This window comes from Lactococcus sp. S64 (genome assembly GCF_016516525.1).
GTDB classification, from domain to species: Bacteria; Bacillota; Bacilli; order Lactobacillales; family Streptococcaceae; genus Lactococcus; species Lactococcus lactis.
Map to the genome: position 1 here is coordinate 26,392 of NZ_JACVUQ010000003.1, position 22,618 is coordinate 49,009.

General features: G+C 35.4%; 16 protein-coding genes. 2 read left to right on the top strand and 14 right to left on the bottom strand.

Features of this window, described 5'->3' with window-relative positions; genetic code table 11:
• Positions 1-150: 150 nt before the first annotated feature.
• Entirely contained in the window at positions 151-570 is a 420-nt protein-coding gene (locus IAE51_RS04160) for a MarR family winged helix-turn-helix transcriptional regulator (protein WP_200094811.1), read from the bottom strand.
• A gap of 181 nt (positions 571-751) precedes the next feature.
• Between IAE51_RS04160 and IAE51_RS04165 the strand changes: the two genes are divergently transcribed.
• Together IAE51_RS04165 and IAE51_RS04170 are read left to right on the top strand one after the other, a co-directional pair.
• Positions 752-1,657 (top strand): magnesium transporter CorA family protein, encoded by a 906-nt coding sequence (locus IAE51_RS04165; RefSeq protein WP_200094813.1) that lies wholly within the window; start codon positions 752-754, stop codon positions 1,655-1,657.
• A gap of 104 nt (positions 1,658-1,761) precedes the next feature.
• Positions 1,762-3,141: an MATE family efflux transporter gene (locus IAE51_RS04170; protein WP_195228872.1), complete on the top strand. Its 1,380-nt coding sequence runs from the start codon at positions 1,762-1,764 to the stop codon at positions 3,139-3,141.
• 43 nt (positions 3,142-3,184) lie between these two features.
• Here IAE51_RS04170 and IAE51_RS04175 read toward each other — a convergent pair whose 3' ends face one another.
• The 13 genes from IAE51_RS04175 to IAE51_RS04235 all read right to left on the bottom strand — a co-directional run bounded on the left by IAE51_RS04175 (position 3,185) and on the right by IAE51_RS04235 (position 22,604).
• Positions 3,185-4,930 carry an MFS transporter gene (locus tag IAE51_RS04175; protein ID WP_195228874.1) on the bottom strand — a complete coding sequence of 582 codons (1,746 nt, stop codon included), beginning with the start codon at positions 4,928-4,930 and terminating at the stop codon, positions 3,185-3,187.
• A 272-nt stretch (positions 4,931-5,202) separates the two neighbouring features.
• A complete protein-coding gene (gene guaA, locus IAE51_RS04180) occupies positions 5,203-6,744 on the bottom strand; it encodes a glutamine-hydrolyzing GMP synthase (protein WP_058211934.1) in 1,542 nt (513 codons plus the stop codon).
• A 208-nt stretch (positions 6,745-6,952) separates the two neighbouring features.
• Positions 6,953-7,828 carry a fructokinase ScrK gene (scrK, locus tag IAE51_RS04185; RefSeq protein ID WP_021723037.1) on the bottom strand — a complete coding sequence of 292 codons (876 nt, stop codon included), beginning with the start codon at positions 7,826-7,828 and terminating at the stop codon, positions 6,953-6,955.
• 102 nt (positions 7,829-7,930) lie between these two features.
• Positions 7,931-8,812, bottom strand: a complete 882-nt coding sequence (locus IAE51_RS04190; RefSeq protein ID WP_129880911.1) for an ROK family protein — start codon at positions 8,810-8,812, stop codon at positions 7,931-7,933.
• Between the two features lie 36 nt (positions 8,813-8,848).
• Positions 8,849-10,276: a glycoside hydrolase family 1 protein gene (locus IAE51_RS04195; RefSeq protein ID WP_129880912.1), complete on the bottom strand. Its 1,428-nt coding sequence runs from the start codon at positions 10,274-10,276 to the stop codon at positions 8,849-8,851.
• Between the two features lie 29 nt (positions 10,277-10,305).
• The gene (locus tag IAE51_RS04200) at positions 10,306-10,914 is read right to left on the bottom strand and encodes a YesL family protein (RefSeq protein ID WP_012898106.1); all 609 of its coding nucleotides are present in this window, start codon (positions 10,912-10,914) and stop codon (positions 10,306-10,308) included.
• 114 nt (positions 10,915-11,028) lie between these two features.
• Positions 11,029-13,800, bottom strand: coding sequence for a discoidin domain-containing protein (locus IAE51_RS04205; protein WP_129880914.1), 2,772 nt, complete (start codon positions 13,798-13,800; stop codon positions 11,029-11,031).
• A gap of 21 nt (positions 13,801-13,821) precedes the next feature.
• Positions 13,822-15,414 (bottom strand): alpha-glucosidase, encoded by a 1,593-nt coding sequence (locus tag IAE51_RS04210; RefSeq protein WP_233611031.1) that lies wholly within the window; start codon positions 15,412-15,414, stop codon positions 13,822-13,824.
• Positions 15,404-16,381, bottom strand: coding sequence for a family 20 glycosylhydrolase (locus IAE51_RS04215; RefSeq protein WP_003130092.1), 978 nt, complete (start codon positions 16,379-16,381; stop codon positions 15,404-15,406). Before IAE51_RS04215 ends, IAE51_RS04210 begins: the two co-directional genes overlap by 11 nt.
• A gap of 77 nt (positions 16,382-16,458) precedes the next feature.
• The gene (locus tag IAE51_RS04220; RefSeq protein ID WP_003130091.1) at positions 16,459-17,910 is read right to left on the bottom strand and encodes an ABC transporter substrate-binding protein; all 1,452 of its coding nucleotides are present in this window, start codon (positions 17,908-17,910) and stop codon (positions 16,459-16,461) included.
• Between the two features lie 101 nt (positions 17,911-18,011).
• Positions 18,012-18,932: a carbohydrate ABC transporter permease gene (locus tag IAE51_RS04225; RefSeq protein ID WP_003130090.1), complete on the bottom strand. Its 921-nt coding sequence runs from the start codon at positions 18,930-18,932 to the stop codon at positions 18,012-18,014.
• A gap of 55 nt (positions 18,933-18,987) precedes the next feature.
• A complete protein-coding gene (locus tag IAE51_RS04230; protein WP_003130089.1) occupies positions 18,988-19,920 on the bottom strand; it encodes a sugar ABC transporter permease in 933 nt (310 codons plus the stop codon).
• Positions 19,917-22,604, bottom strand: a complete 2,688-nt coding sequence (locus IAE51_RS04235) for an alpha-mannosidase (protein ID WP_200094817.1) — start codon at positions 22,602-22,604, stop codon at positions 19,917-19,919. The genes IAE51_RS04230 and IAE51_RS04235 overlap by 4 nt, the downstream gene beginning before the upstream one ends.
• Positions 22,605-22,618 lie beyond the last annotated feature (14 nt).

The following is a 22,618-nucleotide window of genomic DNA, read 5'->3' on the forward strand; positions in this document are numbered from 1 at the left end:
GTAAACGTTAAAGAAATTATACTTTTTTACATTTTACTTGTCAAGAAATCTGTCATCTTTTTTAAAGAAAGTCTATAATATTATTTTGAGAAACGCATTGGACTGAAATAAAAAAAGACTAACGTAATTATTAGTCTTTTTCCTATTATCTTATAAATTGTCATCTATTTTTTCTAAGAGTCTCAAGAACTCAGCTTGTTCTTTCTCGGTCAAGGGTTCAATCAATTTCTTTTCAGATGCTTCAAATATTTGATTAATCTGATTAATAATTTTTAGCCCTTTGGGCAAAATATAGATATTTTTTTGACGTTCATTCTCTTTAGGAATTCGTCTTTCGATATATCCTTTTTTTTCCAAACCTTGGAGCATACTTGTTATACTTGCTCCTCGTCTATTAAATACTTCTGCTAAATCTTTTTGGATGAGACCTTTATCTTGATTTTCTGCAATATATGCGATTACTCTAGCTTGTTGTTGATTCACTTCTAAATCTTTCATCATTTGACTAGAGGTCATCATTGATTTTTGTGAAATAGAACGAAATAAATTTGAATAGATTGTATTAGCCATTTGGAGGACTCCTCTTATTTGATTTGCTGTTTCTTATTTCTTAGTATAATGGTCTTTTATTCATTTGTCAATTTATAACAATTAGATATCTAACAGTTAGTTCTTGACATTTTCATTTATTTGATTTATGATAATTCTTGTTAGTTAGAACTCTAACTATTTTTTAAAAAAGGAGAATCAAATGTCTGAAAATTTAACAAGAGAATGGATTAATTTCTCAGACCAAAAACTGTTTGATAAAAGTTATCTCTCAAAAACATATCACATTCCGGAAGAGTTCTTATCTTATGCAACAGATAAGGACGAGAGTGCTCGAATAGAGATTGACGATGAAACTAAAAGTCTACTGATTATTTTTGATATGCCATTTGAAGATCAAACAGATGTGGCTTATTATTCATCGGGACCTATGAGTTTTATTGTAACAAAAGAGGTCATCATCACAAATGTAGCGGATAAAAAGATGGCAACAATCTTAAAAAATTCAAAACTGCTTCATCAGTTAAATCCAAAACATAAGACTTCTTTTGTCCTTCATTTCATGCTAGCTATTGGCAAAATTTATGTCGATAAAATTAGAATTCTCAATCGTAAAAGAATATTAATTGAACAAACTTTGGGTAAGGCACCGAAAAATGAAGACTTGATTAATTTGATGAAAATTGAGCGAAGTTTAATTTATTTCATTATGTCCTTGAAATCAAATTCTTTAGTCATTTCTAAAATTAAAAGTGGTAAATATTTAAAACTTTATGATGATGAAAAGGAACTTATTGATGATTTAATGATTGAAGTTGACCAAGCTTTTGATATGTCTAATATTTCAAATAGGATTTTGAATGAGATGACTGATTCTTATGATTCAATCATTAATAATAATACAAATAGTGTCATGAAATTTTTGACCTCTTATTCAATTATTCTGACTATTCCTACCATCATTTTTAGTTTTTATGGTATGAATGTTCCGCTCCCCTTGACTAATCTCCCAAAAATATCTTGGGAAATCATTTGTTTACTAGCCCTTTTCTTGTCAGTTTTACTGACTCTCTTCTTCGTCAAAAAAGATTATTTTTCTAAACGATAGTTTTGGGTTGACAAAACAAAAAATAAGTATTATGATATTCTAATAGTTAGATATCTAACTATTAGAATATCTATCATTTCGATTCAGAAAGAAGAACAATAAAAATGAGTAAAAAATCCAACTCTTATTATCTTAAGGAAGCACCCATCAGAAAAGCAATTGCTCACTTATCAATTCCCATGATGATTGGAATTTCCGCAACAACAATCTATAACTTAATCAATGCCTACTTTATCGGCCTTGTCCATGACACAAATATGATGTCAACAATCACTCTAGGTTTAACAATAACCATTGTTTTTATGGCCATCGGAAACCTTTTTGGTGTTGGAGGTGGAACCTTTATCACTCGCCTGCTAGGTTCTGGCGATAAAGAAAAAGGAAAGAAAATCGCTGGTTATTCTTTCTATATGAGTTTAATCATTGGTTTACTTATTGGGCTTGTTTCGCTTTTCTTTTTAAGTCCAATCGCTCATATTTTAGGAGCAGACGCCGCAACTCTTACTTATACTAAAGAATATGCTGGAGTTTTATTAGGTGGTGGTTTTAGTATGATTTTAAACTATGGACTGGAACAATTAGTTCGTGCAGAAGGTGCCTCAAAAGAATCAATGTATGGCATGTTCGTTGGGGTTGCGACTAGTATTGTCTTAGATGCCCTCTTTATCCTAGTTTTAAATCTTCATGTCATTGGGGCTGGACTTTCAATGGTGATTGCAAATCTAGCTTCTACAGCTTATTATGTCTGGTTTTTAGAAAATAAAAGTGAATCGCTTAAAGGATTTTTAAAACATTTTAAAATCAGTTTAAAAGACCAATTTGAAATCTATAAAATTGGGGTTGCAGAAGTTTTCAAATCAGCATTTATGATTGTCACAACACTTTTGTTAAATCATTTTTCTGTTCAATATGGTGATAATGTTCTTGCTAGCTTTGGGATTGCCCTTAGAATCACTCAACTGCCTGAATTTTTGACTATGGGACTCTTTTTAGGGGCCATTCCACTCTTTGCCTATAGTTTTGCTTCAAACAATACTCAACGATTAAAAGAAGCACTTAAAGAGTTAACTCTTTGGATTGGCGGAATTTCTATTCTCTTTGCTTTAATTGTCTATCTTTTTAGAGTTCCTGTCATGCAACTCTTTACTGATGATAGTTCAGTAATCAAAGTGGGCTTAATCGTACTAGCCGCACAACTGGTTTCATCTGTCTTCAATGGTTTTTCGGGATTATTTACTGGAATTTTTGAAGCTTCTGGTCTAGGTGCGCAAACTGGGGTAATGTCTACTATCCAAGGGATTCTTTATATCCCAATCGTCATTATCTTACATCATTTTTACGGATTAACTGGCCTCATCTGGTCAATGACCCTAACAGAAGGAATTGCCTTTGTAGCAGGTCTCATCATGCTTATCCCTTATTTATTAAAATTAAACAATGGTAAACTTATGGAAAATCAAACTGAATTAGCCGTTGCTGAATAATATATTAAAAACGAGGAAATTTATGGCCTCGTTTTTTTATATATTATTTTCCAGTCCAGACGAATTTATCATAATTTAAGCCTGATAAAGCTTCAATTGTTTGTTTTGTTTTGAGGTCAGCTGACTCTTTAGCATTTTTTACTGCCACTTCTCCCCCAATCGAATCAGCCTTTTGTAGACGTGAAATTTCTTCAACCAAAATAGCATGTGTTTTTGAATTAAGTTTAAAAGTAAAAGCATTCCATAAAGCAATCAGCATCAAGCCTCCAACTAAAAACGTCATCAGCATAGCAATTCCAAAGCCTGCACTTTGAATCTGATGTTCTAATGTAGAACTTGTTACCAAATGGTGAAAAGCTTGTCTGGTCGTCACATGGTGCACTTGTACATAATTTGACATTTTGTCTGCCACATTAGAAACATGTTGGTTATAACCAGCAGCTCCCATAACCGCTCCAATGACAACATTAAAGACAATATTAGTGAATTTACGTACAAAAGTCATAGCTCCAGCAAAAACTCCTGCCCGCTGTTCTTTATGAATGATCATATCAATATCAGGAATTAAAGGAAAGACGACCCAAGGAAGGCCCCCAATGATGTTACGACCCACAGTGAAAACACAAGTTGTAAAAATGATGAGTCCCGTAATCTGAGCTTCTGATAAACTTCCTCTTGTGAAATAAACAATACCATAAGTGATACATGATAAAATACCAATGCCAAAACCAATTAGGTAAAGCAGGCGTGGTCCAATTTTGGGGTGATTAAAAAGCCATGCTCCAAATGGTGTATATGCAATTGTCATAATCAATAAGGGTGTCGCTAAAATAAGAGCTGCTTGCGCTGGATCAAGTGTTAGAGTTGGCAAAAACGAAATCGTCGCAAAGATAACAAAAATAGCTGTAAAAGAATCAATAATCCCAAAAGTAGAGAAATAAAGAACTAGATGTTTACGAAAAGTTTTAATCCTTAAGGTTAAAAGTAAATTAGCAATATTTTCCAAGAATAACCTAGCAGGAGTTTTAGCTCGTTTTCTTTCTTCATCTAAATGTCGCAACATAAGTTCTGTCTTTTCTTTAGAAATCAGAATAGGGTCCCAAGAAGAAAAGTAAACAAAGAGTGTAAATATAATCCCAATGACACCCCAAACACAAGCTGTTGCAAATAAGGCCCAGGCGGAAGTTTGCATTCCATGTTCAGCAGGTAAAAGTTTCATAAAGAGAGTCGGGACAAAAGCGATTAAGGGTTGGGCTAAACCTGAAGCCCACATTCTGATTGACCCCATTTTATTACGTTGTGTATAGGTAGAGGTAATTTCTGCAGGGATAGCTTCCCAAGGAATGAGAACTAAATCCAAACAAAAATCAAAAAGTATAAATGACACAAGATAATAAAGCCAAGAAAGGCCACCTGCCATTGGAATCCACATCGCTGCAAAAGCAACCGATGTTGGAATTGCAAAAATTAAAAAGAAGCGTCTACGCCCATATTTTCGGCCGAGTGCAAAGTGATAAAAATTATCTGAAATAACAGCAACGGCAGGAGCCCAGAACATATCTATAACCAGTCGGGCTGAAATTAAAAGTGCAGCTAATCCAGGATTAACCCCACCAAAAGAGGTCATAAAATATAAGAGCCAAGAACCAATAAGGCCACCAGTTCCTCCATTAAACATATCCCATGAACCAATTCCTAAAGCTCGATGAAACCCAATTACTCCTTCTGCTTTGTTTGTTTTGAAACTAAAAAATTCCCTAAAAAAATTTGTTTTTTCATTGCCAACCATAACTTTCTCCAAATTCAAATATATTTCTTGAAAGTAAAAAGTTACAATTATATTAGGTTGCAAATTAAAGACTTTTTACTCTTAAATATTGCAAAACATAGTTACACCTAATTAATTTCAAGCAAATCAAGTATAACGCTTTCAAAGCGATAAAATTGATTAATATTACGTAATCTTTTAGGAAATAATGCTATTGAACAATGAGTGCTAGTCTTAAAATTTATTATTAAAATAAAAAAACTGATAACAGATACTGTTATCAGTTTTTTATTCTATTGCCACTCAACAGTTGCTGGTGGTTTGCTCGTAATATCGTAGACGATACGGTTGACGTGGTCCACCTCATTAACGATACGTTTTGAGATTTTTTGGAGAAGATCCCAAGGAAGTTGGGCAAAGTCAGCTGTCATTCCATCGATTGAAGTGATGGCACGAATAGCTAGTGTATAGTCATATGTTCGTTGGTCTCCCATGACACCGACTGATTTCACGTCTGTATTTACTGTGAAATATTGCCAAACATCACGTTCAAGGCCTGCAGCAGCAATTTCTTCACGAAGAATTGCATCTGATTCACGAACAGTTTCTAGTTTTTCTTCTGTTAAATCACCAAGGACACGAATGGCAAGTCCTGGTCCAGGGAAAGGTTGACGCCAAACGATTTCATCAGGCATTCCAAGTTGTGTTCCAAGCGCACGAACTTCATCTTTAAAGAGTGTATTCAATGGTTCAATCAATTGGAATTGCATATCTTCAGGAAGTCCACCAACGTTATGGTGTGATTTGATTGTTTGAGCTGTATCTGTTCCTGATTCAATGACGTCGGTGTAGAGGGTTCCTTGGGCAAGGAAGTCAACACCTTCTAATTTGTTTGCTTCATCATCAAAAACATAAACAAATTCGTTACCGATAATTTTACGTTTTGTTTCTGGGTCTGAAAGGCCAACAAGTTTGTCCATGAAGCGTTTTTGAGCATCTACTTTGATGATATTAAGACCAAATTTTCCGCCCAATGTCTCCATGACTTGGTCAGCTTCGCCTTTACGAAGGAAACCGTGGTCAACAAAGATTGATGTCAATTGGTCACCGATGGCACGTTGTAAAAGTACACCTACAACTGATGAATCAACACCACCTGAAAGTCCAAGAAGAACTTTTTTATCGCCAACTTTTTCACGAATATTTTTGATTTGCATATCAATGAAGTTTTCCATTGACCAGTTCCCTTTTGCTCCACAAATGTTAAGCGCAAAGTTTCTGAGCATTTCTGTCCCGTGAACTGAATGACGAACTTCTGGGTGGAATTGGATACCGTACAAGTTGCGTTCTGTATTTTCAACAGCAGCAAATGGACTGTTTGGTGAAGTTCCGACAACGTGGAAACCTTCAGGAATAGCTGTTACACGGTCACCGTGGCTCATCAAAACATCTTGAACTTCGGGGGTTCCTGCAAACAATGCTGATTTTTCAGTAAGTTGAAGTGGGGCAACACCGTATTCGCGTTCGCCTGCTGCTTCTACCATACCGCCGAGCTTGTAGCTCATCAATTGCATTCCGTAGCAAATACCAAGAACTGGCAAACCAAGTTCAAAGATTTCAGGATCAATATCGAATGAACCTTCATCATAAACTGAATTTGGACCGCCTGAAAGAATAATACCGATTGGATTAATCTCACGAATTTCTTTGGCTGTAACTTTGTGACTCATGAGTTCTGAGAAAACACCGATTTCTCGGATACGACGCGCAATAAGTTGATTGTATTGTGAACCATAGTCGAGTACAATGATTTTTTCAAGTGTAGTGTCGGACAAGGGACCCTCCTCTAATAAGGTGCAAAAGTCCGAATTCCTGTTGGAAAGTTCGAACTTTTGTTCAATTATTTTATTAGATTTATTCTATCATAATTTATTGTTTTTTGCAGAGATATTTGTGAATAAATAAAATAAATTTTAGAAAAATCGTATGATAGTGATTACATTTATTTTTACTGACGAAAATGAAAAACTACTGACAAAGCTGTCAGTAATTTTTTTCATCTAATTCTTTTGCCAAAGCAAAATTTCCAATCGTTGCCGAACCATTATTTGCGACTGACGGAGTCATAATATAATCTGTCAGTAAATAGGGCACGTGGACATAACCTGCCATTAATTTTGTGAATTCCTTACGCACGCGCTCAATCATGTGCGTTTGGGTCATAACGCCACCACCAAAAACAATTTTCTCAGGTGCAAGTGCTAAGGTTGTATTAACGGCGATTTGTGCAATGTAGAAAGCTTGGATATCCCAAACTTTACTGTCAGCTGGAATATCTTCTCCACGAATTCCTAAGCGGGCTTCAAGGGAAGGACCGGCTGCCACTCCTTCTAGACAATCACCATGAAATGGACAAACGCCTGCAAAATTAAGATCGTCTGGATGACGCTTCACATATTGATGACCCATTTCTGCATGAGAAAATCCTCCAATAAATTTCCCATCTTGTACGGCTCCTCCACCAATTCCTGTTCCAATTGTGAAGTAAACCAATGATTTTCCGCCAGTCACAATCATCTCACCGTAAGCCGAGCTATTGACATCGGTAGTGAAAACCATCGGAATATCAAGTGCGGCTTTGAGTTTTCCTAATAAATCAACATTTGCCCAACCAGCTTTTGGCGTGGTTGTTATATAGCCATAAGTTGCACTTTCAGGCTTGATGTCAATAGGCCCAAAAGAACCAACTGCCAATGATTTAACAGGATTTTCTTTAAAAAATTCAATGGTTCTAGTAATTGTTTCTTCGGGACTAGTCGTTGGAATTTGATTTGTTTTTAAAATGTTAAACTGCTCATCACCAATCGCAAGTACAAATTTTGTTCCGCCTGCTTCGATTGAGCCATAATGATTTGTCATAATTTTTTCCTATAATTTGTTACTTTTTATGTTCTATTTCGTATAATATTAGTGAAGGAATTTTCTGTCAGTAAAAAATATTACTGACAGAAAACTTCTAGCTTATTTGTCAGTCTTATTTGCGTAAGTTTGTGAAAAATCTACCGCTGCACCAATTAAGTTGGCAGAATTTCTGAATTCACAAGTTACAATTTCTGGCATAAAAGTCGCTACTTCAATAATTTCCATGATTTTTTGAAGTTGTTTTTGTAGTTCTGGAATTAACCATTCAGCTTGGGAAACTCCTCCTCCAATAATCACTAATTCTGGATCAAAAGAATAAGTCAGATTAAAAATCCCTTTTGCGACATTGTATAGAAAAATTTCTTTTTCTTCATTGGCTATTTCATCACCATTAAAGGCTTTTTCAAAGATTTCGATGGCATCAAGAGCTTCTCCTGTGCGTTTATTATAGCGCTCAGCCATTCTAATCGTTGTTCCTAATGTTGAAAACGAATGTTCATCATCCATGAGCATAAAGCCAAATTCACCGCCGAAAAGATGTTTCCCATGATGAACTTTCCCATTCATAACTACAGAACCGCCAACACCTGTTCCAAGCACAAGAAGCAAAACATCTGACAAACCTTTTGCCGCACCAAATTTCACTTCGGCAAGCGCTGCACAATTGGCATCATTTTCGATAGAAACAGGTAAACCAAATCGTTTTTCTAGTTCAGCATGAATATCAAATTCATGAATATAAGGGAGAGCACTTGCTCCTTCAATGACACCAGTCGCTTTATTTACTGCTCCTGGAGAACTAATAGCGACACCACAAACATCAGAATTTTCCTTAAATTGTTCAACGACTGCTGTCAGTGATTGATAAAATTGATCCAGATTATCAGGAGTTCCGAAAGCACCTTCTTCTCCTAATTTTCCGTCAGCAAATCTTGCATATTTAATGCTTGTTCCACCAATATCTATTGTTAATAATGACATATTTCTCCTCCAAATTTTCTTATATTTTAACAGAAATCATTGATTGTATTTTTCTAAAATCGAATCTGGAACTTGTAAAAGTGATGAGTCTGTTAAATTTTTATACCAATAAGCTGATTTTTTTAAAGTTTTCACTTGGGTATGGATATTCAAACTAATCAAACCATAGCGATTTTTGTATGAATTACGCCAACTCCAGCAATCAATTGGTGTCCAAACATGGTAACCAAAACAATTAGAGCCTTCTTGAATTGCTTTATGGAGCCAAAAAAGATGTTCTGTTGTAAAAACAATTCGATAATCATCTTGGATTTGGCCCTCTTCATCTTTGAAACGCTCTTCATTTTCTACGCCCATCCCATTTTCAGAAATAAACCAAGGAATATTCCCATAATCTTCTTGAATTCGCTTGGCAATTTCGTAAATGGTTTGTGGATGTATCTCCCAACCTCTGTCAGCATTCATCCGCACCCCACGTTTATTGAACGATGCGTAATATTTGTCGGGACGCCAATCTTGAGCCAAACTATCACTAGAATATTCAGGTTCTTGTACTCGACTCGGATGGTAGTAATTTACTCCCAAAAGGTCCACTTTGTTTTCCTTAATCCGTTTCAAATCTTCTGCTTCCGACTGCCACAAGACATTTTCTTCTTGTAAAAGGCTGACTAATTCTTCTGGAAATTCTCCCTTTATTGATGCATCTAAAAAGAGGCGATTTTGCCAAAGGTCTGCCATTTCAGCTGCTTTTAAATCTTCTATTTTTTCAGTTGCTGGATAGGACGGAGTTAAATTTAAAATGATTCCAATTCGTCCTTCAGGATTTTTATTGATTTTTCGGTATTGTTCAATCGCAAGAGATGAGGCGAGTTGCAAATGATAAGCCACTTGAACAGCTTTTTTTCCATCAACAATATCAGGATAATGGAAACCTAATAGATAAGCACACTCAACGACAACCATTGGCTCATTAAAAGTAAACCAATCACTCACTCGGTCGCTGAATTCAGCAAAACATTTTGCTGCAAAACCTGCATATAAATCAACAACATGACGACTTTCCCAGCCTCCATATGTTTTTAAAAGTTCAACTGGTAAATCAAAATGATTTAAATTAATCATCGGACGAATCCCTTGCGCTATAAATTCATTAATTACAGCGTTATAGAAATCAACCGCTTTTTCATTTACCGTATTCTTTTCTAAATCATCTATCAAACGCGACCATTGAATACTTGTCCTTATTGATTTTAGACCAGCAGCCTTCATTAATTTTATGTCTTCTCGAAAGTCATTGAAAAAATTACTGGCTGTATCAGGTCCAATTCCGCCCCAAAAACGTTCTTGATAATGGTCAAAATCATAATCAAAAACATTGTCATGCCGCTTTTTAAAACGCCCTTCAGTTTGTGGGCCACTCGTTGCTGCTCCCCACAAAAAATTTTCTTGGAATTTTAATTCCATTTTCCACCCCTCTCAGTAACTCTTCTTTTTTACTCTGCTAACTGTTCTTCGACTTTCAAACGCCAAGTTTTTGTCACACTTAAAGAATAAACTTGTAAAAGGCCAATCAAACCAAAGAGAATCATGCCTTTAAATTGCCAAGTCAAAACAAAGATAAGGACAATCCCAAATAAAAGTTTTAGATAGGTTTTAAAACTAATAAAATTTGAAATAAAGCTCATTTTTAATAAGTTTCCAAAACTAATTTCAAATTGACTATCAAAAATCATTGTATATTCAAAAGCGGTCATAAGATAAGTTAAACCAAAGAATAGAATGAAATCAATCACCAAGAAAAGTAAACCTTGGATTTGTACTGAAAGATATAAATTATAAGCGAGCAAAAGACTCAAAGAGGTATAGAGCCAAAAAATGATATTTGCTCTTAAAAAGTCTCGCTTGAAAATTTGATAAGCCTGTTTCACTGAGATTGACTTATAGTCAAAACCATGTTCCAAATACAACTCTGTTACCACTTTAAAGGCAGGACCAAGTCCTAAAACAAACAGCCCTGTGAGCGCTAAGAGCCAAAATATCAAGGTCAATTTAACAACGACCCAAATTCGAATAAAGAATTCTTCTAGTGCTTTTCCAATCATTTTTCTATAACTTTCTAACTTTTATTACTTCATTATAACACTTTTCCAATGAAATGTTAGGGTTTTCATGATAGCCTTTTCTTTGCTTTTATGGCAAACTTTTACAGCCCTTTGTCAGCTATTTTTTTGTCCTAATACTTGTATTTCATATAAACGAACAGCGGTATCTGCTCCTTGTGTTGGTTTAATGGCTGTGATCCTAACGTACCGCGCTTCTGTCTGTTTGAAAGAATCTTTGGTTTCCCCCAATTTATTTTTCTTAACGTTGACAACTTCTGTCCAATTTTGATTATCCTTTGAAATCTCAATGGTGTAATCAGAAGTATTCATGTCAGGTGATTCTCCTCCTTTTTGAGCATGGTCAATCAGGACTTGATTGATTTTTTCTGATTTCCCAAGGTCAATTGTAATATTGTGTTTACCCGTGCCAACGGCACACCATTTGGTATTTAATTTTCCATCAACTGCTTTTGGTCCTGATTCAGATTCATTAGTGAAACTGTCTACTTGAACGGATTGATTTAATGCAAAATTTGTTAATTCTACTGGTTGATCAATTACAGTAATCAGTTCAGTTTGAGTGACTGAATCTTCTTGTCCTTTTTCATTGATGACCGTTAATTTGACGGAATAACTCCCTGCTTTATCAAAACTTACTTGAGGATTCTTTTCTGTAGAAGTAGCAGGACTTGCACCGTCAATTTCCCATTTATATTTGACGGAAGCTAGATTAGATTGATTCATTAAAGTTACTTTTTCACCAATCGTAACTAGGGTTTTATCTGCTACAAATGCCGCTTTAGCTAATGAATTATCTGGCCATTTCACAGAGGTCGTAACTGAATGTCCAGATTCTCCAGCCTTATTAATTGGGACAATTTCAAATTTTGTTGAATTGATATTTTTGCCGCGTTTTAAGGCATTAACAAAGAAGGCATTGATATTGCTTGCTCCTAAAAATTCTTTACTTCCATCATCATTCAACTGATAGATTTCATAAGTAGAAAGATTATTTTTAGTTGCATCTGATTTCCAAGAAAGTCTAAAACCGCCTACTGTTCCTTCTTCTTCAAAAGCTTCATCAGTTACTTTTGCATCCGAAAGTGTGATTGGAGAGACTTTTTGACCATTGGTCAAAGTCATTTCTCCTAGATTAATGGCTTTAAAATCCATTGCTTGATCAGATTTTATGCTTAAACCGATTTTTTTGATTGTTTGACCTTCAAATTTCTTAACATCAAAACTTATTTCTGACCAATTCTCAGTCAGGCTTTTATCTCCTGTAATGCTAACTTTTTGACCATTTGCTAGTTCTAAGATTGCAGAAACTTTAAGCACTTGGTCTGAGCGCATACTAACGGAGAATTTTGCTCCCTTATCAATTTTCAAATCACTAGCAAACAATGTGATGTTTGAGCTTTTCCCTGCATCTAAATGTTCAGCCATAAATTTCAGTGAATTTCCACCGTTATAAGCATTTGCAAAGTCGAAGCTTGGACTTATTTTATTTTTTCCTTCGTTGTCAATAATCCAGCGGTAAGATGGTAAAATACCTGCTAAACTGCGGTCGTTCCAATCCATTTCTGAGATTTTTTGACCAGCTTTAAAATAGTTATAACCATTTCCTAAATTAAAATTAGTATTAAATTCATTACCGCTTATTGCTGATTTTTCCAGAACATATTTGGAAAGTCCTGTCCATGATTCATTAACAGAGTGATCAACTTGACGAGGGTCTGCTTTTTGATTGACCCAGAATGCTGATTCACGATTTTGAAAATCATCCCAATTACTTGCGTTAGTGTAGGTAGCGCTTGCTGCATAGAGTCCAATTGATGTTTGAGTGGCTTGATTTCCTTTTTCTAAAAGGTTCCATTTAACTGGAGTTTGGACGTCTTTCGCTTGCACATCTATTCCGGCATAAATATTATAAGGGTCAATATTGTGATTTTTAGCATAGAGATTCGATTTTTCAAGTAATTTTTGGTCGGCCAAATTATTTTGAGTCCACCAGAAATTTAAAAACATCGCGTCTGCTGCTTTATCTTGTACAAATGTCGCATTTTGGTCATTTAACTGATTTTGCCAATCCACTTTTCCATCTTTAGTCATGGCATCATACCACATGATTTGAAGACTAGAATCTTCTTTTTTCACCTGTTGAATCAAGGCTTTCATGTTAGCTGCATCATCAGCATTTAGCCCTTGGGTTTCTTCATTGATAAACCATCCCTCAAATCCATAAGTCTTGGCGACCTTAACCATTTGACTGGCAAATGGATATTGTCCTTGCTCATCTTTTTTGAGCATTGTTTTGACCCAATCTACTTTTCCACCGTATTCTTTAGGCGGTAAGAAAATTGTTCCAAGTACCGGAACACCATTGCTGTGTGCTTCATCAATAACATCTGCTGACGGAGTTACAATTATTCCTTCACCAGATGAGCCACCCCAATAAACCAGTGTGTCAATGTATTGCCAATAATCAAAAGTATAGCTCTCAAATTTTGTTGTGCCTCGCGAAGGATTTCCAGAAGTTTGTGAGTTCATCATCGATAAGGCGACAATTTTTGTCTTTTTGTTCTGATTTTGATTGGATGGACTTAGTTTATCAGGAGAAATTCTTTTGGTAAGTGGCACTCGGGATTGATTGTAAACTAAATCTTTGTCATTTTCCGCTGACCATTCTAGAAATTTATCAGGCATCCAATAAGATGAAATGGGAGCATTCTTACTTTGGTAATCTGGAATTGCTTCTGCTGTCACTTTATAATTAGCTTTCACATGTTTTGCTGAAGTTCCAAAACAAGCTGTCAGTAAAGTTGCAGATGCCAAAATTCCTGTAGAAAGGCATATTCTAATAAAAATTTTTTTCGATTTTTTCATAAAATCCTCCAATAAAATTTATTAATCAAGATTTTTTATTTCTAAAGCAAAAGCTTGCCAAGGTTGAATTTCTATGTCTGTCAGTAAATCTGGAAAGCTGTCATTACTGATGATTTCATTTTTTTTGACAAAAGAACTTTCAAAACGTTGGCTTGAATTTGATAAATTGGCGACCACCAGAAAAGTTCTTGTTGTCGTTTTTCTCAAGTATGCGAAGATTTCGTCAGCACTTTCAAGTAATTCAAAATCTGCTTCTATCAGCCAATTTTCTTGGTGACGAAGTTTGATTAACTTTTGATAAGTATAAAATACAGAGTTAGAATCACTGACAGCTTGGTCAGCATTTATTATCTTAGTATTAGGATTGATAGAAAGCCAAGGTTTCCCTTTTGTAAAACCAGCTTTCTCATCACTGGTCCATTGCATTGGCGTCCTAGCATTATCACGACTCATTTCTCGTAAAACTTTGATAATTTCTTCTTCTGACTGCCCTTCTTTTTTTCTGTCAGTAAAATATTCATGTGATTCTACGTCATTTATTGCTGACAGATTTTCAAAAGGAAAATTGGTCATTCCTAATTCTTCGCCTTGATAAATAAAAGGAGTGCCACGCATCAAATGAAAGAGAATTGCAAAAGCTTTGGCTGATTTTTCTCTATATGTCCCCCCATCTCCCCAAAAAGAGACAATGCGTGGCAAATCATGATTGCCTAGAAAAAGAGAATTCCATGCTTCATTTGGCGTCAATTTCTGCCAAGCGGTCATTGCTTCTTTTAGCTTTGGAACATTTAAGGGGAGCTTTTTCCATTTGTCCCCGTTTCCTGCTGATGTCAATAGATGCCAGAAACCAAAAACCATTGAAAGTTCATGACGATTGGGGCCACTATATAACTTTGCTAATTCTGGTGAACTTGACCAAGCTTCACCAACAGTGAGATAATCCTTTTTACCAAAAGTTGCTAAATTCATCTCTTTTAGATAATCATGCAGTTTTGGACCATTAACCGTGATTTCTTGATCTGGTATTTTTCCAATCAAATCAATGACATCTAATCTAAAACCAGAAATTCCCTTAGTCAACCAAAAATTCATCATCTTATGGATTTCCTTACGCACTTCTTCATTTTCCCAATTCAAGTCAGGCTGCTGTGGACTAAAAAGATGAAAATAATATTGTTGAGTGCTTGAGTCATAAGTCCAATTTTTAATTTCTCCAATCGGTTGATCCCGCCAAATATAAAAATCTCTTCTCGAATTATTTTTAGATTTTTTGGATTCTTTAAACCACAAATGTTGGTCAGAAGTATGATTGACAACCAAGTCCATAATGACACGAATATTAAGTTGCTTTGCTTTTTCTATGAGCGCTTCAAAATCAGCCATTGTTCCAAAAAGTGGGTCAATTTTATAGTAATCACTAATGTCATAACCATTATCAATCATCGGAGATTGATAAATCGGAGATAGCCAAATACCATCCACTCCTAGTTTTTCAAGATAAGTTAATTTCTCTATTATTCCATTGATGTCACCAATTCCGTCATCATTTGAATCCTTAAATGACCGGGGATAAATTTGATAAATGACTGCTTTTTTCCACCAATTATTCATCATTTCCTCCATAAATTTTCATAAATACCGGAAGTACCTTGCTAAGATCGTCTAAAATTTCACTGACAGACTTAGCTGCAGCATTGTCAGCCCAAATCGAAAAGTAAGTTCCTCTGACAGCTTTCATTTCTTCTTGATTTAAATATTGCTGACCAGAAAATTTTTGAATTTTTCCTTCCCTTTCCAGTTTTTCAGCCGTTGGATAAGAATAGCCTGCTTCTTCACCTAAAACATAATAAAGGTCATTATCACAAAAATTTATTAAGGTATAACCCTTAGTTAACCATTCTTTGACTTCTGCCATCCCTTTGTCCCAGTTTGTCCAATAACAAACCTCCACATTTTTATTCAAAGGAACCAATGACTGAAGGTCTTTTCGTAAAAATCCATCATTCCAAATACGAACTTGTTTTCCTTTTTTTTGCAAATGCTCGGTCAATTGATTAACATAGTCATAATAAAACTCTAAACCACTTGCCTTATTTCCATATTTTTCCCGAGTTTTCTCCACTAAATAAGGATATTTTTCAATTTGCCGAAAATCAATAAATTCATCAGCCCCGATATGAAAAGTATCTGAATCTGGGAAAATATCGACTATCTTATCAATTATTCCCATAATCCAATCAATGACTGCTGGATTAGTAACATCTACCGCTTGTTGATTGCTGTCAGGTAGTGCAAATTCAGGATTTTGCTCTAACAAGGAGCCCATGTGACCTGGACTATCAAAATCAGGAATCAAAGTGATTTCGTGTGTTTTTGCAAATTCTTTCAATTCTTTGAGCATATTTTCTGAATATTTTTTACTGACAGGGCTGTCAGTAAAATTTAGCGCAAATCCTTCATTTTCATTGAGATGAAGTTGTAAATGTGTCAGCTTATGCTCTTGAAGTAAAAGAACTAATCTTTTTAACTCTGCTATTGACCAATATTTTCGTCCAATATCGACTAATAATCCTTTTTCCATAATAATTTCAATAAAATAAGACCTCCAAACTAGTTTCAAAATGAATTTAGAAAGGAGATCTTGGATTTGTTTACCTCTTATTTATTTTTTAGATAAGTATCATATTGACTTTGCATTTCTTTTTGAACTTTATCATAACCTGCTTTTTTCAATTCAGCTTTGAGTTTTGGTAAAGTTTGAACTGGGTCAACAGATCCTGTGTTCAATTGATCCAAATATTGACTCATGACATTTGATAAGTTTGAAATTTCAGATTTCACTTTTGATTGGTCAAAAGTAAAGCCAAGCAATGGTGAAACTTTTGCATCTTTAATTGATTGGTCACGTTTAGTAATCATTTCATTGGTAACCGCATCAGTTGTATAAAGAATGGCATTATTTCCTGTATTCCAAGCAGCCATATGTTTTACACCTTCACTGTATGAAGGAAGTAATTTAATTTTCTTATCACCAGTTTTTTCCCATTGTTGTCCTTCAACACCATAAACTAAACCATTTAAAAGTTCAGCGTCACTATTGATGATTCCAAGTGCTTTAACCGCTTCTTCTTTATGTTTAGAGGTATTTGAAACAACGAAGTTAGCCATACGAGCTTGGTCAGTTGTAATCAATGGATTAGTTACTGCTTTAGATACAAGTGTTTGTCCTGCTGCTTGAGTCAAAATAGTATCGCCGTAATCGTAAGGACCTTGTGTTTCGACACGAGCGAACCAGTTATTTGAATTCAAGTCAAATGCAGTATTTGAAGTAGCTGCATCGGCCGGAATTAAACCTTTAGTATAGTAATCATGCATTTTCTTCAAATTATCAATATAGGCAGGAATGTCATAAACATTTTGGATTTTTTTACCATCCCCTGTTGTATCTACAGCAAATGGCAAACCATTTCCAAGGACATAGTCAACATTACCTGGTGTTTTGAAACCTTGACCAATGGCAAAAGCTGCAACATTAGGATCTTTTTTATGGAATTCTTCAATCACTTTTTCAGCAGAGGCAAATGAATCAACGCCGTCAATTGATAAATTATATTTATCCAAATATTGCTTGTTAAAAGTAATCACTTGTTGAGCATAAATATTACCATTTACAGGATATCCATAAAGTTTTCCATTGATTTTATTTCCCTCAATATAAGCAGGATTAAGTTCATTATAAGCTGTCTTGGCATATTTAGGGGCTAAATCAGTTAAATCAGCAAAGGCACCTTTAGCGGCATTTGTTGCATAATCTTGGGCAAAAGCAATGTCATAAGCTTCACCAGATGAAACGATGACGTTCATTTTTTGAGCGTAATCTCCCCAACCAATGTAGCTAATATCCAATTTCACACCAGCTTTTTTCTCAAGAATTTTATTAGCGTTAGCCATCAATTCTTTGTAATTGTCTGGCTTATCACCAATCTGGTACATGTGTAAAGTTGTTTTACCAGAACTACTTTTTGACTTCGCAGATGAACCACAAGCCACAAGTGTAAAGGCTGCAAGCACTGATACGGTACCGAGTGCAACTTTTTGATAATTTTTCATTAGAGTATGCTCCTTTAGGGTTTCCCCAATTTTTTTAACTTTATTAATGTTTGCGCTTTCTTTAAGCGTCTAAATTTACTCTGCTAATAAGCAGAGTCTTCTTATTCTTTAACGCCACCAATGGTTAAACCTTTGACAAAATAACGTTGGAAGAATGGATAACTAATCGCAATTGGTAAAGTTGAAATGATAACAATTGCCATACGTGCTGATTCACCAGGGAGAGCCGCTAAACCTCCGGCAATCTGTGAGCCTGCTCCTGCATTTTGTGTTAAGAATTGTAAGTTGTTTTGAACTTTCATCAGCAAATATTGCAATGGAATCAATTTATCGTTTGAGATATAAAGAAGAGCATTAAACCAGTCATTCCAATATCCTAAGGCCGCAAAGAGGGAAATGGTTGCAATCCCAGGTACTGCTAAAGGAAGAACAATTTGAGTGAAAATTCTAAGTTCACTTGCTCCGTCAATTCGGGCAGATTCAATAATTGAATCTGGAACTGAACGTTTAAAGAAAGTTCTCATAACAATGATGTTAAATGGCGAGACAGCCATTGGCAAAATCAAAGCCCAAATTGTATCTTTCAATTGTAGAAGATTAGTCATTACCAAGTAATTCGCAATCATCCCAGGTGAGAATAACATTGTGATTAAACAAAAGATAGTGAAGAATCGACGGAAAGGAAAGTTATTTCTAGAAATCGCATAAGCATAAAGTGAAGTTGCTGTAGAATTAATTGCAGTCCCTAGAACCGTAACAAGTACTGTGACAAACAATGATTGCAACATTTTATCTTTCATTTGGTCAAATAAGAATGTATAAGCATAAAAGCTCCATTCTCGTGGCCAAAAGCTATAACCGAATTGTTGCAAAGCCGATTCTTTTGTCAGCGAAATGGCTAAGACAAAGAGGAAAGGTAAGACACAAGAGATTGCAAAAAGTGCAATGACGATATTAAAAACAAAGTTAACTGGACGATTAAATCCTCGAACAGATAATGAGGCTATTTTTTTCTTTTTCATATATTATTAGCTTTCAAGTTTGATAAAAGGCTTGACCTACTAGCTTCCTCCTTTCTTAGAATAATGCTGAATCACTATCAAGTCTGCGGGCAAAGAAGTTTGTAATCATTAGAAGAATGAATCCTACTACCGATTGATAAAGCGCTGCTGCCGTCGCCATTCCTAAGTCACCAGTGTTAGCTAATCCATTATAGATATAGGTATCAAGGACCTGCGTTACTGGTGTCAAAGCACCTGATTGTCGTGGAACATTATAGAAAAGACCAAAGTCAGCACGGAAAATATTTCCAACGGCTAAGATTGTCAAAATCGTCATCAGTGGAACAACTTGAGGAATGGTAATATTTTTAATCTGTTGCCATTTTGTTGCTCCATCAACCATTGCTGCTTCATAGTAGGTTGGGTTAATTCCCATTACTGTTGCAAAGTAAATAATCGAATTATAACCAATTCCCTTCCAAACTCCAATGAAGAGGATGATGAAGACCCAATATTTTGGTTCTTGATACCAATTGACTGGCATCCCACCATTATGCATAATCATTTGGTTGAAAATCCCTTTGTTTCCTGGTGCCAAGAAGGCATAAACAAAGTAAGAAATAACAACCCATGAAAGGAAATAAGGAAGAAGTGACATCGTTTGATACACTTTTACCAACTTTTTATTTCTTAATTCACTCATGATAATTGCAAAAGCAATAGAAATAATCAAGTTCAGTGTAATAAACCCAACATTATAAAGAACCGTATTTCTTGTGATATCAAAAGCAGCACCGGAAGAAAAGAGGAATTCAAAGTTTTTAAATCCTACCCAAGGACTATTGGTCAAACTGGCCAAAAATCCATCTGGGTCAATATGAAAATCTTTAAAAGCCACCACATTTGCAAATACTGGAATATAAAAGAAGAATATCATCCAAATTGCACCTGGCAGAGCCATAATTATCAGTGCTTTATAGCGCCAAATATTCCGAAAAAATTTTTTCATTGATTTTTCTCCTTAATCAACAAAGTCCGGATTTCGTGAGCTGCAATTTGTGTTTGTGAGTCTGCTTCAATTTCATCTTCGAGTAAATTAAGTAATTTCGCTTCTTCTTCGAGCGCTAAACTTAATGACTGACCAGACATATTGTAGCCTCGTAAAACTAGACCATTATCTGATTCGCGACGTTTCAATGCCGTGATAGCAAATTTATCAGTATCAATTTCTAATATTTTCCCAGCTGACGGTAAAGTTTTTTCTGCTGACGGATTTGTCAGTTCTACCGTTGAAAATGGAACTTGTGCAACATAAGCATGTTGATAAGTTTCATAACGTTCGTAAGCCGGTCCATGAAATTCTAAACTATAGTTAAAAGTATGACGTCCTAAAGTTTGAGCCTCTGGTGTTGGGAAGTAACCCCAATCACCAAGTTCGCCAACTCCTCTAAGTAAAGTTAATGCAATATTTGCACTGTCAGTAATTTCGTATTCATTTAAGCCAAAATTACCAACAGTTAAACCATATTCTTCATTATGAAGATTAACGAAAGCTTGCTGATGCTGTGGATTTGTTGGATTTTCCCAAGTTTCAGGCATAACATTAGGTCTTGTCACTACTTCATAAATACTGTCAGCTTCGTGATTTTCGCTTGTTAATCCCGCTGGGAATAGTACACGAAGTCTGTGATCTTTCATTTGGTTATCAATGCTTGTTTCAAAATCAACTTTTTTTGAATTTTTACGTACAGTGATTTTGCTTGTTACCTCTAAAGGCAAAAGTTTATCAGAACGACCAGCATTACGATAACGGAATTCCAAAACCTTTTTTTGTTCCTCATCCAATAATTCGTCAGCAGATTCAGGAATCATCAGCACTTGTTTAAGCTGAACTTCCGCAATTTCTGCTCTGTCAGTAATAATTGAAAACTCAACAGGACTGTCAGTAGAAAGAATTGGTTTGGTATTTTTAGGTTGAAAATAGATATATTCATTTCCAATATCACCAGTGTCTTCAAAGACAAACAAATCTTTAAAAACTTTATTGAGCGACTTATCAAAAATACTCAATGTTCCATTATGATTAACTGTCAGTTTCAAACTTTCATTTTCAATAGTTTGACCAGAAATCATACTTTCATTATTATTGACAGAACTGTCAGCATCGTCAGTAAGTACCAAATCAAAACTTTCCCAAGAAAAAGCACTCATTTCATTTAAAAATAATTTCACTTTTACAAATCGTTTCATGTAAGGAACTCGGAAACGATCTTTCGGTAAATCATAATCAAATAAGACTTCTTCTTCACTGATTTCAGCTGGGACTTCTTGACCTTCACGATTGATTACTTTATAAGTTGCCTTGGGCTGTGCCTTTAGTTCATCATAAAGTTTTTCAGGAATTCCTTCTTTAAATAATTTACGCTCAAGAACTACTTCAACTTCAGCCTCACCTGTTTTAGAATGTCCAGCTGTATTAAAAACTACAAAAGGATGTTGGCCTTCAAAGTCAATCACTTTAGCGAGTTCAAATAATGCATCATCAGCAAGATATTTTCCTACTTCATTCGCTTTTTCAAAACGTGTCATCATTTCACGATGAACTTCGTCAACAGAGCAACCACAGATACTATCATGTGGATGATTTTGCATCAAAGTTTTCCAAGCATAAGTCAATTTGTCGTGCGGATACTCTCCTGTCACCCGATAAGCTAAACTGGCGAGAGGTTCTGTAACATTTTCTAACTGACGCTCAACTTTTGTATTCCATTGTTTGAGATAAACTCGACTCGAAGCCGTATTTGCTAAAGTGTACCAGCCATCAGTTTCCTGTGAGGTTAGTTCCCCTGTTACCGTAGATAAGTTTTCAGGCAAATCTGACCTTACAGCTTCTAAATAAGTTGGCCAATTAGAATGAACAAACTCATAATCTGGGAAAAGTTCATTTGCCAAGCGAATCGCTTTGCTCAAATCTTTCTGAACTGGTTGATGATCCACGCCATTCATCATTAAGAGATGTGATGTCGAAGCAAATTTTTCAACATCTGCTAATTTTTGATTCCAAAAGTCAAGTGCTGCTGCTTTTTCAGCAGGAATTTCATTTCCATTTGAATACCAATTGGCAAATAGAATTCCAAGAATTTTTGTCCCATCAGGACCTTCCCACCACATTTCTGAAAATTGCGAACTATAGGCTTCCTCTGATTGTTCCAAAACTTGATTATCAAACCCGATTGGCTTCACTCCTCGACCAAAAGCTGCAGCGCTAAGTCCTGCCGCTTTCATCATTTGTGGCGTTTGGCCCATATTCCCAAAAGTATCAGGGAAATACCCCAACTCAACTGGAGCCCCCCAACGCTCCGATTCTTTACGCCCAACAAGCATATTACGAACGTTTGATTCAGAACTAATGAGGAAATCATCTTGTAAGATATAAAATGGACCAATTTTCAATTTTCCAGCTGAAATTGCTGCTTGTACTTCCTCACGACGCTCGGGACGTACTTGCAAATAGTCATCTAAAATAATCGTTTGTCCATCCAAATGAAAGCTATCAAACTCAGGATCTTCCTTGAATAAATCAAGTAAATCATCCACTAAATTGACTAAACGCATATGATGTTCTTCATAAGCCATATACCATTCTCGATCCCAATGACTGTGAGAGATGATATGTACCGTTTTCTTTTTCATAAAGCTCTATCTTT

What these genes read in the sequence shown, in the direction of transcription:
- IAE51_RS04160 (WP_200094811.1), bottom strand. Translation starts at nt 570, where the DNA reads ATGGCTAATACAATCTATTCAAATTTATTTCGTTCTATTTCACAAAAA.
- IAE51_RS04165 (WP_200094813.1), top strand. Translation starts at nt 752, where the DNA reads ATGTCTGAAAATTTAACAAGAGAATGGATTAATTTCTCAGACCAAAAA.
- IAE51_RS04170 (WP_195228872.1), top strand. Translation starts at nt 1,762, where the DNA reads ATGAGTAAAAAATCCAACTCTTATTATCTTAAGGAAGCACCCATCAGA.
- IAE51_RS04175 (WP_195228874.1), bottom strand. Translation starts at nt 4,930, where the DNA reads ATGGTTGGCAATGAAAAAACAAATTTTTTTAGGGAATTTTTTAGTTTC.
- scrK (WP_021723037.1), bottom strand. Translation starts at nt 7,828, where the DNA reads ATGACAAATCATTATGGCTCAATCGAAGCAGGCGGAACAAAATTTGTA.
- IAE51_RS04190 (WP_129880911.1), bottom strand. Translation starts at nt 8,812, where the DNA reads ATGTCATTATTAACAATAGATATTGGTGGAACAAGCATTAAATATGCA.
- IAE51_RS04195 (WP_129880912.1), bottom strand. Translation starts at nt 10,276, where the DNA reads ATGGAATTAAAATTCCAAGAAAATTTTTTGTGGGGAGCAGCAACGAGT.
- IAE51_RS04200 (WP_012898106.1), bottom strand. Translation starts at nt 10,914, where the DNA reads ATGATTGGAAAAGCACTAGAAGAATTCTTTATTCGAATTTGGGTCGTT.
- IAE51_RS04205 (WP_129880914.1), bottom strand. Translation starts at nt 13,800, where the DNA reads ATGAAAAAATCGAAAAAAATTTTTATTAGAATATGCCTTTCTACAGGA.
- IAE51_RS04210 (WP_233611031.1), bottom strand. Translation starts at nt 15,414, where the DNA reads ATGATGAATAATTGGTGGAAAAAAGCAGTCATTTATCAAATTTATCCC.
- IAE51_RS04215 (WP_003130092.1), bottom strand. Translation starts at nt 16,381, where the DNA reads ATGGAAAAAGGATTATTAGTCGATATTGGACGAAAATATTGGTCAATA.
- IAE51_RS04220 (WP_003130091.1), bottom strand. Translation starts at nt 17,910, where the DNA reads ATGAAAAATTATCAAAAAGTTGCACTCGGTACCGTATCAGTGCTTGCA.
- IAE51_RS04225 (WP_003130090.1), bottom strand. Translation starts at nt 18,932, where the DNA reads ATGAAAAAGAAAAAAATAGCCTCATTATCTGTTCGAGGATTTAATCGT.
- IAE51_RS04230 (WP_003130089.1), bottom strand. Translation starts at nt 19,920, where the DNA reads ATGAAAAAATTTTTTCGGAATATTTGGCGCTATAAAGCACTGATAATT.
- IAE51_RS04235 (WP_200094817.1), bottom strand. Translation starts at nt 22,604, where the DNA reads ATGAAAAAGAAAACGGTACATATCATCTCTCACAGTCATTGGGATCGA.